This is a genomic window from Streptomyces sp. NPDC002265, assembly GCF_040296125.1.
Classification (GTDB): domain Bacteria; phylum Actinomycetota; class Actinomycetes; order Streptomycetales; family Streptomycetaceae; genus Streptomyces.
The window spans coordinates 1-16,102 of the sequence record NZ_JBEOWS010000001.1 but is presented as its reverse complement, the minus strand read 5'-3'; the positions used below and the strand labels follow the sequence as shown (position 1 = coordinate 16,102).

Annotated in this window: 10 protein-coding genes; 3 read left to right on the top strand and 7 right to left on the bottom strand. The window is 70.4% G+C overall.

The window, feature by feature from the left end; genetic code table 11:
- Position 1 precedes the first annotated feature (1 nt).
- The 4 genes from ABT085_RS00050 to ABT085_RS00035 form a co-directional block, all read right to left on the bottom strand.
- Positions 2-703: an SDR family oxidoreductase gene (locus ABT085_RS00050; RefSeq protein ID WP_351599799.1), complete on the bottom strand. Its 702-nt coding sequence runs from the start codon at positions 701-703 to the stop codon at positions 2-4.
- A 116-nt stretch (positions 704-819) separates the two neighbouring features.
- Positions 820-1,713, bottom strand: a complete 894-nt coding sequence (locus ABT085_RS00045; RefSeq protein WP_351599797.1) for a class I SAM-dependent methyltransferase — start codon at positions 1,711-1,713, stop codon at positions 820-822.
- 153 nt (positions 1,714-1,866) lie between these two features.
- Positions 1,867-3,573: a glycoside hydrolase family 6 protein gene (locus tag ABT085_RS00040; protein ID WP_351599795.1), complete on the bottom strand. Its 1,707-nt coding sequence runs from the start codon at positions 3,571-3,573 to the stop codon at positions 1,867-1,869.
- A gap of 131 nt (positions 3,574-3,704) precedes the next feature.
- Positions 3,705-5,198: a cellulase family glycosylhydrolase gene (locus ABT085_RS00035; RefSeq protein WP_351599793.1), complete on the bottom strand. Its 1,494-nt coding sequence runs from the start codon at positions 5,196-5,198 to the stop codon at positions 3,705-3,707.
- 275 nt (positions 5,199-5,473) lie between these two features.
- Here ABT085_RS00035 and ABT085_RS00030 point away from each other — a divergent pair, with 275 nt between their 5' ends.
- Positions 5,474-8,392 (top strand): glycoside hydrolase family 48 protein, encoded by a 2,919-nt coding sequence (locus ABT085_RS00030; RefSeq protein WP_351599791.1) that lies wholly within the window; start codon positions 5,474-5,476, stop codon positions 8,390-8,392.
- A 126-nt stretch (positions 8,393-8,518) separates the two neighbouring features.
- The gene (locus ABT085_RS00025; protein ID WP_351599789.1) at positions 8,519-11,206 is read left to right on the top strand and encodes a cellulose binding domain-containing protein; all 2,688 of its coding nucleotides are present in this window, start codon (positions 8,519-8,521) and stop codon (positions 11,204-11,206) included.
- Between the two features lie 526 nt (positions 11,207-11,732).
- Here the strand turns inward: ABT085_RS00025 and ABT085_RS00020 are convergent.
- Together ABT085_RS00020 and ABT085_RS00015 are read right to left on the bottom strand one after the other, a co-directional pair.
- On the bottom strand, positions 11,733-12,479 hold the full coding sequence (locus ABT085_RS00020; RefSeq protein WP_351599787.1) for a class I SAM-dependent methyltransferase: 747 nt from the start codon (positions 12,477-12,479) through the stop codon (positions 11,733-11,735).
- A gap of 30 nt (positions 12,480-12,509) precedes the next feature.
- The gene (locus tag ABT085_RS00015) at positions 12,510-12,815 is read right to left on the bottom strand and encodes a 4a-hydroxytetrahydrobiopterin dehydratase (protein ID WP_351599785.1); all 306 of its coding nucleotides are present in this window, start codon (positions 12,813-12,815) and stop codon (positions 12,510-12,512) included.
- Between the two features lie 377 nt (positions 12,816-13,192).
- Between ABT085_RS00015 and ABT085_RS00010 the strand changes: the two genes are divergently transcribed.
- On the top strand, positions 13,193-14,056 hold the full coding sequence (locus ABT085_RS00010) for a Sco1979 family transcriptional regulator (protein WP_351599783.1): 864 nt from the start codon (positions 13,193-13,195) through the stop codon (positions 14,054-14,056).
- 15 nt (positions 14,057-14,071) lie between these two features.
- Here ABT085_RS00010 and dnaK read toward each other — a convergent pair whose 3' ends face one another.
- Positions 14,072-15,976 (bottom strand): molecular chaperone DnaK, encoded by a 1,905-nt coding sequence (gene dnaK / locus ABT085_RS00005; RefSeq protein ID WP_351599781.1) that lies wholly within the window; start codon positions 15,974-15,976, stop codon positions 14,072-14,074.
- Positions 15,977-16,102 lie beyond the last annotated feature (126 nt).

The following is a 16,102-nucleotide window of genomic DNA, read 5'->3' as shown; positions in this document are numbered from 1 at the left end:
GTCAGTTGGGCTGTCCGAGCGGCCGTACGACGACGGTGTTCACGTCGACCCCGTGCGGCTGCCGGACGGCCCAGACGACCGAGTCGGCGATCTGGTCGGCGGTGAGCAGCCGCCCGGGCGGCAGCGATCCGTTGCCGTCCCAGAACGGGGTCTCCACCCGGCCCGGCGCGACCAGGGTCACGCCGACGCCGAAGTCCGTGACCTGCCGACGGGTGTTCTCGGCGAGGCCGGTCACGGCCCACTTCGTGGCGCCGTAGAGGTTGCCCGGGGTGGGCACGAACCCGGCGACGCTGCCGAGCAGCACGATCCGGCCTCGGGTCTCCTTCAGCGCGTCGATCGAGGCCCTGATCAGCAGGGCGGGCCCCAGCACGTTGGTGAGGACCATCTCGGTCCAGCCGGCGGGGTCGCCGTCCGCGACCGCGTCGTGGGTGGCGATGCCGGCGTTGGCGACGACGGTGTCCAGCCGGCCGTAGGCCTTGACCGTGGCCTCGACGGCCGACTGGATCTGCGCATAGTCCGCCGCATCCCCGACCAGGGTCAACAGGCCCTCGGGACGGCCGAGTTCCTCGGCGAACTCGGTCAGCCGCCGCTCGCCGCGGCCGGTGACGGCGACCCGCTGTCCCTCCTCCAGCAGCCGCCGCGCGACGGCGGCGCCGATGCCGCTGCCGCCCCCGGTGATGAGTGTGACCGGAGAGTCGGTCATGGTTACCCCCTGCGTCTCGGTGAACGACGAGGAGTCCATCATTTGGAGCGCTCTCGAAGTCAAGCGCGGCCGCCGCGGACCCCGCGCGCGACCGGCCGGGCGGCACCGGGGCGTCGCTACGCGGGCCGCACCGCCGTGTACACGGTGTGCGCCGCCAGCACGAACACGTCCGGCCGGCGGTGCACGCTCGCCTCGTCGTCCGGGTCGAGCAGACGGTCGAGGACGGTGAGGTCCTCGGGGCCGATGTCCTCGGCGCAGTCCTCGCGCAGCCAGGACAGGGACGTGGCCACATGGGCGCGGGCCCGCTCGGACGCGGGCGCGGGCAGATCCAGCAGGAAGGTGCGGGTGCCGGTGTGCTTCAGGCCCGCCGCGGCCAGCAGGGCGGGCCAGTCCTCGTGCCCCGCGACGGACCCCGGCAGCCCGGCGCGCATCCGCGCGAACCACGCCTCCAGCACCCCGTCGAGCCGCGACTGGAGTCCGGGACGGCCCAGGCCCAGGTCGCGGGGCAGGTAGCGGGCGGGCAGCCCGCCCTCCATCAGCGCCAGCGTCCCGCCCGGGGCCAGCCGGTCGGCGAACGCGGCGAGGGCGGCGCCCTGGTCGCCGATGTGGTGCAGGCTGCGGGCCGCCCACAGCAGGTCGACGGGTGCGTCCGACTCGGCCAGCACGGACGGGAGATCACCGGCCAGGGTGGCGAAGCGGTCCGCGAGTCCGAGTGCGGCCGCGCGCTGCCGGGCCCGCTCCAGCAGCGGGTCGGCGGCGTCCACGGCGATCACCCGCGCGCCCGGGAACGTCTGGGCGAACCGGCAGGAGACGACTCCGGGCCCGCTGCCCGCGTCGACGATCAGACCGGGCTCGGCCACCTGCTCCCCGAGCCAGGCCAGGACCTGGGTGTACAGCGGTGCGAACAGTTCCGCCTGCGCCTCCAGCGGTTCGGCCATCTCGGCCCAGTCCAGGTCGGAGCCGGATACGTCGCCCGCGCCGTGACCGTGGTGATGATGGTGATGCGCCATGGAAGTCAGCCTCTCGTCCGGTTGCCGTCAGCCTGCTCCGACACACCGCGCGACGGCCACCTCCGTTGCCGGGACGGCAACGGCAGGCGGCGGGAAACCGCCACCGGGGCCGGCCCCTGGAGGGGGTCGGCCCCGGTGGAGCGGGTCAGTGCTCTACAGCGCCGGGTAGGCGTTCTGCATCAGTTGCTGGAACTGGGCGGAGAACCAGTGGCCGGACAGCGGGGCGTTCGGCAGGGCGCCCGACATGCTGTTGCCGTTGCGGGCGTTGCCCGTGTAGGTCGGGTCGCACATCCGGTCGAAGCCCTTGCCCTCGTCGTTCGCGATGGCGCTGCTGGAGCCGTCGGACTCACCCGGCGGCTTCATCCACACGTACGCGTCGATCCCGGCCGCCGGGGCCGCCTTCGGCCGTTCGCCGAGACCGGCACCGGACTGGTTGCACCAGTTGCCGATGTGGATGCGGCGGTCGTAGCGGCCACCGTCGACATAGGTGTCCACGCTGGTCGTGGCACCCGGTCCGGCGGGCCGGGCGGTGCCGCCCCAGCCGTTCCTGGAGGTGTCGATCAGCATGCCGATACCGGAGTTGAAGCCCACCGAGACGAGCTGGTTGCGGAAGGCCTGGGCGTACGACAGCTCGTCCACGTACCGGTTCCAGTCGACCCACTTCGACTGGCGCACGGAGGTGCCGTTGACGGTGTCGTTGACGGTGAAGTTGTTCTCCTTCAGGGCACTGTAGTTGGCCGTGTTGGTGATGAAGCCGTGCACGTCGGCGACGGTGGCACCCTCGGCGTTGGCGGCCTGGTAGAAGAGCTGGGCGGACGGGGCGAAGTTGTCGTCCCAGCCGAGCCAGCCGTGGTGTCCGGCGTCGATGTAGTTGTAGACGTTGGGGATCGCGCCGAGCTTGTGCAGGGCGTAGCCGACGCCCTTCACGTAGTTGCCGTTGGCGAGCATGGTGTCGCAGGCGGCCGTGGCGGTGGCCCGACTGCCGGTGTTGGTGACGAGGTTGGGCAGCGAGTCGATCTCGATGGTGGTGACGATCCGCAGCGAGGCGTACTTCGAGTCGGCCAGGATCGCCGCGATCGGGTCGATGAACTGCGTCTTGTACTTGTCGATCTCCGTCGGGCCGAGTTCGCCGTTGGAGGCCAGTGCCGCGCAGTCACGTCCGGGCAGGTCGTAGACGACCAGCTGGACGACCTCCTCGCCGGTTCCTTTCTGGGCGAGCGCCGCGTCGAGGTGGGCGCGCAGGCCCATGCTCCCGTTGGCGCCCGCGATGGCGGCGATGCGGTCGAGCCAGACACCGGTGGGCTGGTTGGAGATCCGGCTGCCGCCGGGTTCCGCCGCGGCCTTCGCCGACCACTCGGGGTTCACGTACACCTTGGCCCCGGCGTAGGGGTTGTCGACCCGGGTGTCGGTGCCGCCTCCGCCGCCACCGCCGCCCCCGCCACTGCTCCCGTCGTCGACGTTGCAGGTCACGCCGTCGAGGGTGAAGGCGGTCGGGACGGCGTTGGTGCCGCTGTAGGAGGCCTGGAAACCGAAGCTGACCGAACCGCCGGTCGCCAGCGTCCCGTTGTAGCTCTCGTTGTTGGCGGTGACGGCGGTACCGCTCTGGGTGATCTTCGCGTTCCAGCCGTTGGTGATCTTCTGGTTGCCGGCGTAGGCCCACTTCACCGACCAACTGCTCTTGGCAGCGCTGTTGTTGGTGACGGTCACGTTGGCGGTGAAGCCCGTGTCCCACTGGTTCTGCACCGAATAGGCGACGGTGCAGGGGACGGCGGCGGACGCGGGAGCGGCCGTGACGGCCGCTCCGGTGGCGCCGGCGATCAGCGCCAGTGCGGCGAGTACCGCTGTTCTGCTACGGCTCATGAGTGCGGGTTCCTTCTGTGGTGTTCCGTGATGGATTACGCGATGGACTGCACGGTGGAGCGCGTGACGGATTGCACGGTGGAGCACTTGACGGATTGCACGGTGGAGCGCGTGCCGGACCGCGGGGCGGATCAGCCGTTCAGGGCGCGCAGATGGTCGCGCAGCCCGGCTCCGTACGACGTGGGTGTGCCGTCGTAGGCTGAGATGAGGGACGGGCCCGATGAGCAGTCCCAGGTGTTCCAGGTCCAGCCCAGGTAGGACAGACCGTGGGCGTCGAACCACTTCATGACCTGGTCGACGAACGCGTGCGAGCAGGTGTTCTCGCCGATCTCCCCTGCCACCAGCGGCACTTGGGCGGCGACCGGGGCGAGGGTGGAGTTCCAGCAGCTCTCGCTCGCGCAGGTGTTGAAGTTGTACACGTGATAGGCGGCGGCGAGATTGCCCGCCGGGTCGGTGGGCCGGTAGGTGAGCCACTGGCTCAGGTCGTTCGAGTAGGCGAGCCCGCCGGCCAGGATCAGGTTGTGCGCGCCGGCGCCGCGGACGGCGTCGACCAGATCCTGCATTCCGGCCACTTCGTAGCCGATGCCGGGGCAGCTGCCGCCGTCGCGCCAGCACTGCCAGGCCTGGGTGGTCGTGGCGGTGGCCCGGTCCGGGTAGGGCTCGTTGAACAGGTCGAACGCGACGGCCGGGTCGGCCTTGAAGGTGCTCGCCACCGACGACCAGAACGCGGGCGAGTACTGCATGTCGGGCATCGGCTTCTGGCAGGTGGCGTGGACGTCGGAGCAGCCGGCCGAGTTGCCGGTGTACTGCCCGTAGGTCCAGTGGAGTTCGACGACCGGCGTCATGCCGTGCGCCTCGACCCGGGCCACCAGGTCCTTCACCGCGCTGATGTAGTTGGCCCCGGAGTACTGGGGTTTGATGTTGGACAGGCCGAGCCAGCACTCCTCGTTCAGCGGTATCCGGACGGTGTCGGCCTTCCAGTCGGCGATCGCCTTGACCGCGGCGTCGTCGACCGGTCCGTCCCAGATGCCGTACCCCTGCACGCACATGAACTCGCCGCCGGACCGGTTGACGCCGAGCAGCCGGCGGGTGGCACCGGAGGCGTCGACGAGCTTGTTCCCGGAGACGTGCAGTGCGGGCGCCTTGCCGTCCGAGGGCGGCTCGGTCGGGGTGGGTGTGGGGGTGGGTGTGGGGGTGGGTGACGGCTCCGCGTCGGCATTGCACGTGGTGCCGTTGAGCTTGAACGTGACCGGCGGGGTGTTGCCGCCCGACCAGGAGGCGATGAATCCGGCGCTGACGCTCGCGCCGGTGCCGAGGGATCCGTTGTAGCTCTCGTTCACGGCGGTGACGGCCGTACCGGACTGGGACCACTTGGCGTTCCAGCCCTGGGTGACCTTCTGGCCGCCGGCGAAGTCGAAGGTGAGGCTCCAACTGCTCAGGGCGGCCGTGTTGTTGGTGATGCTCACGGTGCCCTGGAAGCCGGAGTCCCACTGACTGACGACGGAGTACTGCACCGTGCACGCCGGCGTCGCCGCCTGCGCTGTGACGACCGGTACGACCGCTGTCCCGATGAGGGCGATCGCACCGGCCACGACTAAAAGACCTGAACGCGGGGGGTGTCGCATGAGCGACTCCTTGCAGCTCGGGCGCGTCGTGGCGGACGCGTCGACTGTTGGAATCGCTCCCACTGGTGCGAAGGAAGGTAGCGCCAAGTAACGGCGAAGAACAGAGGGTGCGCTGACTTTTCCTCAATGTGGCCGACGACGTGTTCATCGAATCTTTTCGACTCTTCAAGTGTCTTGACCGCCCCTACCCCCGTCCCCACTATGGGAGCGCTCCCACTGGTTCAAGCCTTGACTTCTCCGAGCCGCAACAGCCGCAACAAGGAGGAACCAGCACCATGCATCCCCCACCCCGAAGGCGCAGAGCCGTACGACGGTTATGGGCCGCCGCCGTGACGGCACTGGCCCTCCCCCTGTCGATGCTCGCCGTCGGCACGGCCCCCGCCCAGGCGGCCACGCTCCAGTGCAGCGTCGACTACAAGACCAACGACTGGGGCTCCGGCTTCACCGCGGACCTGACCCTCACCAACCGCGGCGCGGACGCCATCAGCGGCTGGGCCCTGACCTACGCCTACACCGGCAACCAGAAGCTGGTGAACGGCTGGAACGGCACCTGGACCCAGTCCGGCACCGCGATCACCGTGAACAACGCCTCGTACAACGGGACGATCGCCGCGGGCGCGGCGGTGAGCACGGGCGCGCAGTTCAGCTACAGCGGCACCAACACCGCCCCCGCCTCCTTCGCGGTCAACGGCACCACCTGCACCGGCGCCCATCAGCCGCCGCTGGCCGTGCTGACCAGCCCGGCCGCGGGCGCGGTCTACACCCAGGGCACCGCGGTCCCGCTCGCGGCCACGGCCGCGGCCGCGGACGGCGCGACGATCAGCAAGGTGGAGTTCTACGACAACACCACGCTGCTCGGCACGGACACCAGCGCGCCCTACTCGCTCTCGGCCTCTGGCTTGACCGTGGGCAGTCATTCGCTGCTCGCGAAGGCCTACGACAGCCTGGGCGCGTCGGCCGAATCCACCCCGGTCGGCATCACGATCGCCTCGGGTCCCGCCGTGGTGGCCTCGGCCGGCCAGCTGGCCGTCCAGCAGGGCAAGACGGCCACCTACGACCTGAAGCTGTCGACGCAGCCCAGCGCGAACGTCACCGTCACCACCGCGCGCACCGGCGGCAACACCGGCGTGTCGGTCACCGGCGGCGCCTCGCTCACCTTCACGCCGTCCAACTGGAGCACTGCGCAGAAGGTGACGGTCACCGCCGCCGCCACCGGGACCGGCGCGGCCACCTTCGACTCGACGGCCACCGGCTACACCAAGGCCACCGTGACGGTCACGCAGATCGCCGCGTCGAAGGAGTACGACGCCCGCTTCCTGGACCTCTACGGGAAGATCACCAACCCGGCGAACGGCTACTTCTCGCCCGAGGGCATCCCGTACCACGCGGTCGAGACGCTGATCGTCGAGGCCCCGGACCAGGGGCACGAGACCACGTCGGAGGCGTACAGCTACCTCCTGTGGCTCCAGGCCATGTACGGCAAGGTCTCGGGCGACTGGACCAAGTTCAACGGTGCGTGGGACCTCATGGAGAAGTACATGATCCCCACCCACGCCGACCAGCCGACCAGCTCCTTCTACAACGCCTCGAAGCCGGCGACCTACGCGCCCGAGCTGGACACGCCGAACGAGTATCCGGCCAAGCTCGACACCGCGGTCTCCGTCGGTACGGACCCGATCGCCGGTGAGCTGAAGACGGCGTACGGCACCGACGACGTCTACGGCATGCACTGGATCCAGGACGTCGACAACGTCTACGGCTACGGCAACGAGCCCGGCAAGTGCGAGGCGGGCCCGACCGCGACCGGCCCTTCGTACATCAACACCTTCCAGCGCGGCCCGCAGGAGTCGGTGTGGGAGACGGTGCCGCAGCCGACCTGCGACGCCTTCAAGTACGGCGGCACCAACGGCTATCTGGACCTCTTCACCGGCGACTCGTCGTACGCCAAGCAGTGGAAGTACACCGACGCCCCGGACGCGGACGCCCGTGCGGTGCAGGCCGCGTACTGGGCGGACGTATGGGCCAAGGCCCAGGGCAAGGGCGGTGACGTGTCGGCCACCGTCGGCAAGGCGGCGAAGATGGGCGACTATCTGCGCTACGCCATGTACGACAAGTACTTCAAGAAGATCGGCAACTGTGTCGGGCCGTCGACCTGCGCGGCCGGTACCGGCAAGGACGCCTCGTCCTACCTGCTGTCCTGGTACTACGCGTGGGGCGGCGCCACCGACACCAGTGCCGGCTGGGCCTGGCGCATCGGCTCCAGCCATGTCCACGGCGGCTACCAGAACCCCCTCGCCGCCTACGCGCTCAGCGCCAACGCCGACCTGAAGCCGAAGTCGGCCACGGGCCAGGCGGACTGGGCCAAGTCCCTCGACCGGCAACTGGAGTTCTACCGCTGGCTCCAGTCGAGCGAGGGTGCCATCGCGGGCGGCGCGACCAACAGCTGGGCGGGCCGGTACGCGACCCCGCCGGCCGGTACGTCCACCTTCTACGGCATGTACTACGACCAGCAGCCCGTCTACCACGACCCGCCGTCCAACCAGTGGTTCGGCTTCCAGGCGTGGTCGATGGAGCGGGTCGCCGAGTACTACCAGCAGACCGGGAGCGCCAGTGCCAAGGCGGTCCTCGACAAGTGGGTCACCTGGGCGCTGTCCAAGACCACGATCAACCCGGACGGCACCTATCTGATCCCCTCCACGCTCCAGTGGTCCGGCCAGCCCGACACCTGGAACGCGTCGAGCCCCGGCGCCAACAGCGGTCTGCACGTCACCGTCGCCGACTACACCAACGACGTCGGCGTGGCGGCCGCGTACGCCAAGACCCTGACGTACTACGCCGCCAAGTCCGGGAACGCGCAGGCGAAGACGACAGCGAAGGCGCTCCTCGACGGCATGTGGGGCAACTACCAGGACAGCCTGGGCGTCGCCGTGCCGGAGACCCGGACCGACTACAGCCGCTTCAACGACAGCGTGTACGTGCCCAGCGGCTGGACCGGCAAGATGCCCAACGGCGACACGATCAGCTCGTCCTCGACCTTCACCTCGCTGCGGTCCTTCTACAAGAACGACCCGGCCTGGTCGAAGATCTCGTCCTATCTCGCGGGCGGCGCCGCGCCCGTGTTCACGTACCACCGTTTCTGGGCCCAGGCGGACATCGCCCTGGCCATGGGTTCGTACGCGGAGCTCCTCGAATAGGTCCCCGCCATCGCTCCGCGTACCGCGCCGGGCGGCCCCCACCCGCACAGGGGGCCGCCCGGTCGTCGCGTCCCGCCCCTTTTCTGTTCCTCTCCCCCGTTCCTCCCCGTCAAGGAAGGACCCATCGTGCGAAGAACCCGCATCCTCATGGCCGTGCTCGCGCTCACGGCCGGCCTCCTCGCGGGCACGGCGTCCGCGCTGGCCGCGCCGGACGAACAGGTGACGGTCGCCGCCGAGTCGTACACCTGGAAGAACGCCCGTATCGACGGCGGCGGCTTCGTCCCGGGCATCGTCTTCAACCGCTCCGAGAAGAACCTCGCCTACGCACGCACCGACATCGGCGGCGCCTACCGCTGGCAGGAGTCGACGAAGACCTGGACTCCCCTGCTGGACTCGGTCGGCTGGAACGACTGGGGGCACACGGGTGTCGTCAGCCTCGCCTCCGACTCGGTCGACCCGAACAAGGTGTACGCGGCCGTCGGCATGTACACCAACAGCTGGGACCCCGGGAACGGGGCCGTGCTCAGGTCCACCGACCGGGGCGCCGGCTGGCAGAAGACGGACCTGCCGTTCAAGCTGGGCGGCAACATGCCCGGCCGGGGCATGGGCGAGCGTCTGGCGATCGACCCGAACAGGAACAGCGTGCTGTACCTGGGCGCGCCCAGCGGCAAGGGCCTGTGGCGGTCGACCGACTCCGGGGTGACCTGGTCGCAGGTCGCCAACTTTCCCAACGTGGGCAACTACGTGCAGGACGCGACCGACACCTCCGGCTACGCCAGTGACAACCAGGGCATCGTGTGGGTGACCTTCGACGAGTCCACCGGCACCTCGGGCACCGCCACCAAGAACATCTACGTCGGGGTCGCCGACCAGAGCAACGCGGTGTACCGGTCGACGGACGCGGGGGCGACCTGGACCCGGCTGGCGGGCCAGCCGACCGGCTACCTCGCGCACAAGGGCGTGCTGGATGCCAGGAACGGCTACCTCTACCTCGCCTACAGCGACAAGGGCGGTCCGTACGACGGCGGCAAGGGCCAGTTGTGGCGGTACGCGACCGCGACCGGCACCTGGACGAACATCAGCCCGGTCGCCGAGGCGGACACCTACTACGGCTTCAGCGGTCTGACCGTCGACCGGCAGCACCCGGGCACGGTGATGGCGACCGCGTACAGCTCCTGGTGGCCGGACACCCAGCTCTTCCGCTCCACGGACAGCGGCGCCACCTGGACGAAGGCGTGGGACTACACCTCGTACCCCAACCGTGCCAACCGCTTCACCATGGACGTGTCCTCCTCGCCGTGGCTGACCTGGGGCGCCAATCCGTCGCCGCCTGAGCAGACGCCCAAACTCGGCTGGATGACCGAGGCGTTGGAGATCGATCCGTTCAACTCCGCCCGGATGATGTACGGCACGGGCGCGACGCTCTACGGCACCGAGAACCTCACCGACTGGGACAGCGGTACCCAGTTCACCGTCAAGCCGATGGTGAAGGGCCTGGAGGAGACGGCCGTCAACGACCTGGCCTCGCCGCCGTCCGGAGCGCCCCTGCTCAGCGCGCTCGGTGACATCGGCGGCTTCCGCCACACCGATCTGACCGCGGTGCCGTCGATGATGTACACCTCGCCGAACTTCACCACGACCACCAGCCTGGACTTCGCCGAGACGAACCCGAACACGGTGGTGCGGGTCGGCAACCTCGACTCCGGTGCGCATGTGGCGTTCTCGACCGACAACGGCGCCAACTGGTTCGCGGGCACGGACCCTTCGGGGGTCTCGGGCGGCGGTACGGTCGCGGCCGCGTCGGACGGCAGCCGCTTCGTGTGGAGCCCGGCCGGCACCGGCGTGCAGTACACGGCCGGCTTCGGCTCCTCGTGGTCGGCGTCGAGCGGCATCCCGGCGGGCGCGACCGTGGAGTCCGACCGGGTGGACGCCAGGACCTTCTACGGCTTCAAGTCCGGGAAGTTCTACGTCAGTACGGACGGCGGCGCCACCTTCACCGCGTCCGCCGCGGCCGGACTGCCCAGCGGCGACAGCGTGCGCTTCAAGGCGCTGCCCGGCACCAAGGGCGATGTCTGGCTGGCTGGCGGGGCGAGCGACGGGGCCTACGGCCTGTGGCATTCCTCCGACGGCGGTACGACCTTCGCCAAGCTGTCGAACGTCGAGCAGGCCGACACCATCGGCTTCGGCAAGGCGGCGACGGGGACGTCCTACCAGGCCCTCTACACCAGCGCGAAGATCGGCGGCGTCCGCGGCGTCTTCCGCTCCACCGACAAGGGCGCGACCTGGACGCGTATCAACGACGACGCACACCAGTGGGGCTGGACCGGCGCGGCCATCACCGGTGACCCACGGGTGTACGGCCGGGTGTACATCGCCACCAACGGCCGGGGCGTGATCTACGGCGACACCTCGGACCCGGCCGGCGGAGGCGGAGGCGGCACCGACCCGACACCGACGCCGACCCCGACCCCGACTCCGACCCCGACGCCGACCGGCGCCTGCGCGGTGACGTACAAGATCACCAACCAGTGGCAGGGCGGCTTCCAGGCCGACGTCCAGCTCACCAACACGGGTACGGGCGCCTGGAACGGCTGGTCGCTCGGCTGGTCCTTCGCCGACGGACAGAAGGTCACCCAGCTGTGGAACGCCGACTACACCCAGTCGGGTGCGGCGGTGACGGCGAAGAACGTGAGCTGGAACGCCACCGTGGCGGCCGGTTCGTCGGTGGGCTTCGGCTTCACCGGGAGCTGGTCCGGGACGAATTCCAGGCCCGGCGCCTTCAAGCTGGGCAATCAGAGCTGCACCGTGACCTGAGGGCCGCGGGCCATGGCGGCCGTCGCCATGCGGGCGCCCCTGAAGAAGCCCGACAGCAGCGGGCCCCGCCGGGCATCACTCCGGCGGGGCCTCAGCAGCATCCCCGACTTGTTCGTTGGATGCTTGTCCGGATGACACTACTGACCGCCACTGACATCGCCTGGGCCCGTCGGCAGGCCGACGGCTCCGCGTGGGGTGCAGACCGTGGGCGGCCATGCTCCATTCGGTGGAATTGCTGTCACGGGCGGCGCGTTGCGGCGTTGAAACTGTATGAGCAGGAGTCGCAGATTTTGGGAGTTAGCCGGCCCGATGGCCGTCGATCAACTACGGGCCCAACTGGCTCGCGCTGCTGCCGGGATGACCAAGGGGAAGCCTCAGCGGCGGAAGACGCCTGAGGAAACGCTTCTTCCTAGTGCGGAGCCGGATACCGGCCGGAGTGAAGCGGCGGCGTCCGGCTCGGCTTCAGGTCACTCGGCAACTCCCGGTGGACGGCGCGCGGACCCGGCCGGCCGACCGCGTCGGGACCTCAGCCGGCCGGTTTCCGGTACGCCCGGAGGGTGAAGCGCGGGTCGGGGCGAGGGCGGTCCTGGTCGGGCAGGGCCTGGAGGCGGTCGGCGAACGGCTCGGCGAGCGGGTCCCCGGGCGGCAGCGTGACGAACCAGCCGCGGCGCAGATCCGCGACCGTCCGGCGGGGACTGCGGCCCTGGCCATGACCGTCGAAGCGGGCCTGCCCGGCCGGAGCGAGGCCGTGCGCCAGGGCGTACGACTCCACGAGGGGCGCCGCGTCCCGGGCCGCCCGGTGCGGCCGGGAGGCCAGGACGGCATCGATGTCACTGCCCACGTTGTGCGCGGCGGCCTTGTCGACCGTGGTCACATAGACCCCGCCCGGCCGCAGCACCCGGGCGCACTCGGCGACGATGGCGCGCACGTCCTCGTCGCTGTCCGCCAGGTGCAGCAGCCAGACACTGCACACGGCATCGAACTGTCCGTCGGCGAAGGGCAGCCGGCGGCTGTCGGCGCGTACCACGGCGCCGGGCAGGCGGGCGGCGGCCCGGCGGGCCATGGCGGGCGCGAGGTCGACACCGGTGACCCGCAGCCCGTCGCGCCCGGCGGCCAGCCGCCGGGTGACGATGCCCGTGCCGCAGGCGACGTCGAGCAGCCCCCGGGTCCCCGGCGGCACCAGGCCGAGCACGGCCGCCGCGGCGGCCGCCGCCCTGGGCTCGCCGCCGCGGGAGGCGTCGTAGCGTTCGGCTTCCTCGTCGTAGTCCAGCACGCGTCCTCCCCCGTCCCGGTCCGGTCGCGCTCAGTGGGCTCCGTGCCCCGGGGCCAGGTCCTCCACCCTGCGGGCGAGCGAGAAGTCGAGCTCGGTCACGGCCCCGCCCACGCTGTGGGTGTTCACGGTGAGCGAGACCGTGTGGTAGCCGAGAGTGAGGTCGGAGTGGTGGTCGAGTTCGTCCTGCACCTGGGCGATGTGCACGACCAGCGCGGCTGCCGCGAAGTGGGAGGACAGCCGGTAGGAACGGGCGAGGCGCTCCCCGTCGTGGGACCAGCCCGGCAGCTCGGCCAGCCGGTCCTCGATCTCCTTCTGCGACAGCGGTTGCACGGCCATGGCGCTCGCTCCCTTCACTGGGTGCCGCGTACCCGTCCAGCCTGCCACATCACGGCCGCGGCGGCGCTGGTCACGGGTGTCGCCGGCCCGGCGGCCGGGCGGGCCGCCGATCGGGTGTCGGCCATCGTACGGCCGCCGGCCGCCGACGCGGACCGGACGCGGCGGACCGGCACTGCCGTCACAACCCACCGATGGACGTGACCGCCGCCGAGCCGGCGCCGGGGCCGTTCCCGCCCGCCGATCCGGCCACCGCCAAGTAGCCCCGCCCGGCGGGGACTTGACGCGGCGGCGCGGCATGCAATTCGATCGTCCCCCGATGCTGCCGCGCATCCCGTGGCACACTGGCCCGGTTGATCGACTCACAGGGGAGACGTGGCGTGAGTGAACGTCGGCCCGCTCCCACCGTGGGCCAAGTGGTGCTCGGCAGACGGCTGCAGGAGCTGCGGGAGGCCGCGGGGCTCAAGCGGGAGGAGGCCGCGCGCGTCCTGCGGGTGGCCCCGGCGACCGTACGGCGCATGGAGATGGCCGAGGTCGCCCTGAAAATTCCTTATGTGCAGGTGCTGTTGGAGACGTACGGCGTGCCCGCCGAGGAGGCGACCGACTTCGTGACCCTGGCGGAGGAGGCGAACCAGCCCGGCTGGTGGCAGCGCTTCCACGACGTGCTGCCGGAGTGGTTCAGCCTGTACGTGAGCCTGGAGGGCGCGGCCCGGCTGATCCGTTCCTACGAACCGCACTTCATGCCCGGACTGCTCCAGACCGAGGCGTACGCGCGTGCCGTCATGGAAGGCGGGACGATCGCGCAGGAGGGCACCGAGGCGGTGGAACGGCACGTCTCCCTGCGGATGACCCGCCAGGGGCTGCTGGAGCGCGACAACGCGCCGCACCTGTGGGTGATCATCGACGAGACGGTGCTGCGCCGCCCGGTGAGCATCCACCGCAAGGTGATGCGCGACCAGCTCACCAAGCTGCTGGAGATCATCGAGGACAGGAAGGTCACGGTGCAGGTCGCCGAGTTCTCGGCGGGCCCGCACCCGGGGACGTACGCGCCGTTCTCGCTGTTCCGCTTCGCCGAGCCCGAACTGCCCGACATGGTGTTCACCGAGTACCTGACCGGCGCGCTGTACCTCGACTCGCGCCGGGAGGTCGCGGCACACCTGGAGGTCCTCGACCACATGACCACGCACGCCGCGTCGGCCCAGCGGACGAAGAGGATCCTCCAGCGGTACCGCCAGGAGTACTGACGTGTGAAGTACCGGTCAGGCGGCGCCGCCCCGGGTGTCGCGGTCGTCGTCGACGATCTCGGCGTCGACCACCCCTTCGTCGTCCTGCGAGTCCCGGGAGCCCTGGGGGGTGTGGGCGCCCTGCGGTCCGGGCCCGTCCTGCGGGGCCGCGGACGCGGTCGGGCCCTGCTGCGCCTGGGCGTACATGGCCTGGCCCAGCCGCTGGCTGACCGTGGCCAGCTTCTCGACGCCGGCGCGCAGCGCGTCCGTGTCGGCCTGCCGCTCCAGCAGCGCCTTGAGCTCGGCGATCGCCGACTCGACCTCCGGCCGGGTGTCGGCGGGCACCCGCTCCTCGTTGTCGCGGATGAACTTCTCGGTCTGGTAGACGAGTTGCTCGGCCTGGTTGCGGGTCTCGGCCGCCTCACGGCGGGCCCGGTCCTCCTCGGCGTACTGCTCGGCCTCGCGCATCATGCGGTCGATGTCGTTCTTGGGCAGCGCGGAGCCGCCGGTGACGGTCATCTTCTGTTCGCGGCCGGTGGCCAGGTCCTTGGCGGAGACGTGCATGATCCCGTTGGCGTCGATGTCGAAGGCGACCTCGATCTGCGGGATGCCGCGCGGGGCGGGCGGCAGGCCGGTGAGGTCGAAGACCCCGAGCTTCTTGTTGTAGGCGGCGATCTCCCGTTCGCCCTGGTAGACCTGGATGCCGACCGAGGGCTGGTTGTCGGCGGCCGTGGTGAAGATCTCCGAACGGCGCGTGGGGATCGTGGTGTTGCGTTCGATGAGCTTGGTCATGATGCCGCCCTTGGTCTCGATGCCCAGGGACAGCGGGGTGACGTCGAGGAGCAGGACGTCCTTGACGTCACCGCGGATGACGCCCGCCTGGAGCGCGGCGCCGACGGCGACGACCTCGTCCGGGTTGACGCCCTTGTGCGGGTCCTTGCCGGTCAGCTCCCGGACCAGCTCGGTGACCGCGGGCATCCGGGTCGAACCGCCGACCAGGATCACGTGGTCGATCGCGGAGAGTTTCACACCCGCGTCCCTGACCGCCTGGTGGAAGGGGGTCTTGCAGCGGTCCAGCAGATCGGCGGTGAGCTCCTGGAACTGGGCGCGGGTCAGCTTCTCGTCGAGGTGGAGGGGGCCCTCGGCGGAGGCCGTGATGTAGGGGAGGTTGATCGACGTCTCCGAGGACGAGGACAGTTCGATCTTGGCTTTCTCGGCCGACTCGCGCAGGCGTTGCAGCGCCATCCGGTCGTTGCCGAGGTCGATGCCGGACCCGGCCTTGAAGCGGGCGGCGAGGTGCTCGACGATCCGCTGGTCCCAGTCGTCACCGCCGAGCAGGGTGTCGCCGTTGGTGGCCTTGACCTCGATGACACCGTCGCCGATCTCCAGCAGGGACACGTCGAAGGTGCCGCCGCCGAGGTCGAAGACGAGGACGGTCTGCTCCTCGCCGCGGTCGAGGCCGTAGGCGAGGGCGGCCGCGGTCGGCTCGTTGATGATCCGCAGCACCTTCAGGCCGGCGATCTCCCCGGCCTCCTTGGTGGCCTGCCGCTGGACGTCGTCGAAATAGGCGGGCACGGTGATCACGGCGTCCGTGACGTCCTCGCCGAGGTAGGCCTCCGCGTCCCGCTTCAGCTTCTGCAGGACCCGCGCGGACAGCTCCTGGGCGCGGTAGCGGGTACCGTCCACGGAGCCGTGCTCGGGGAACCGCCAGTCCGGGTCGCCCATGTGCCGCTTGACGGAGCGGGCGGTACGGTCGACGTTGGTGACGGTCTGCCGCTTGGCGACCTCGCCGACGAGCACCTCGCCGTTCTTCGCGAAGGCCACGACCGACGGTGTGGTCCTGGTGCCCTCCGCGTTGGCGATGACCGTGGGTTCCCCGCCCTCCAGCACCGCCACCACCGAGTTCGTGGTTCCCAGATCGATCCCGACCGGACGTCCCATCGCTGTCCCCTTCCACCAGGGTCACCAGGGTCATGCGAGGAGGCCGGGTCGCGGAGCCTCCCGCACTCCAGCACAGAACGTGCACACGCCGTTGTCAATGGCACGGCCGACCCGCCTGCGCGGACC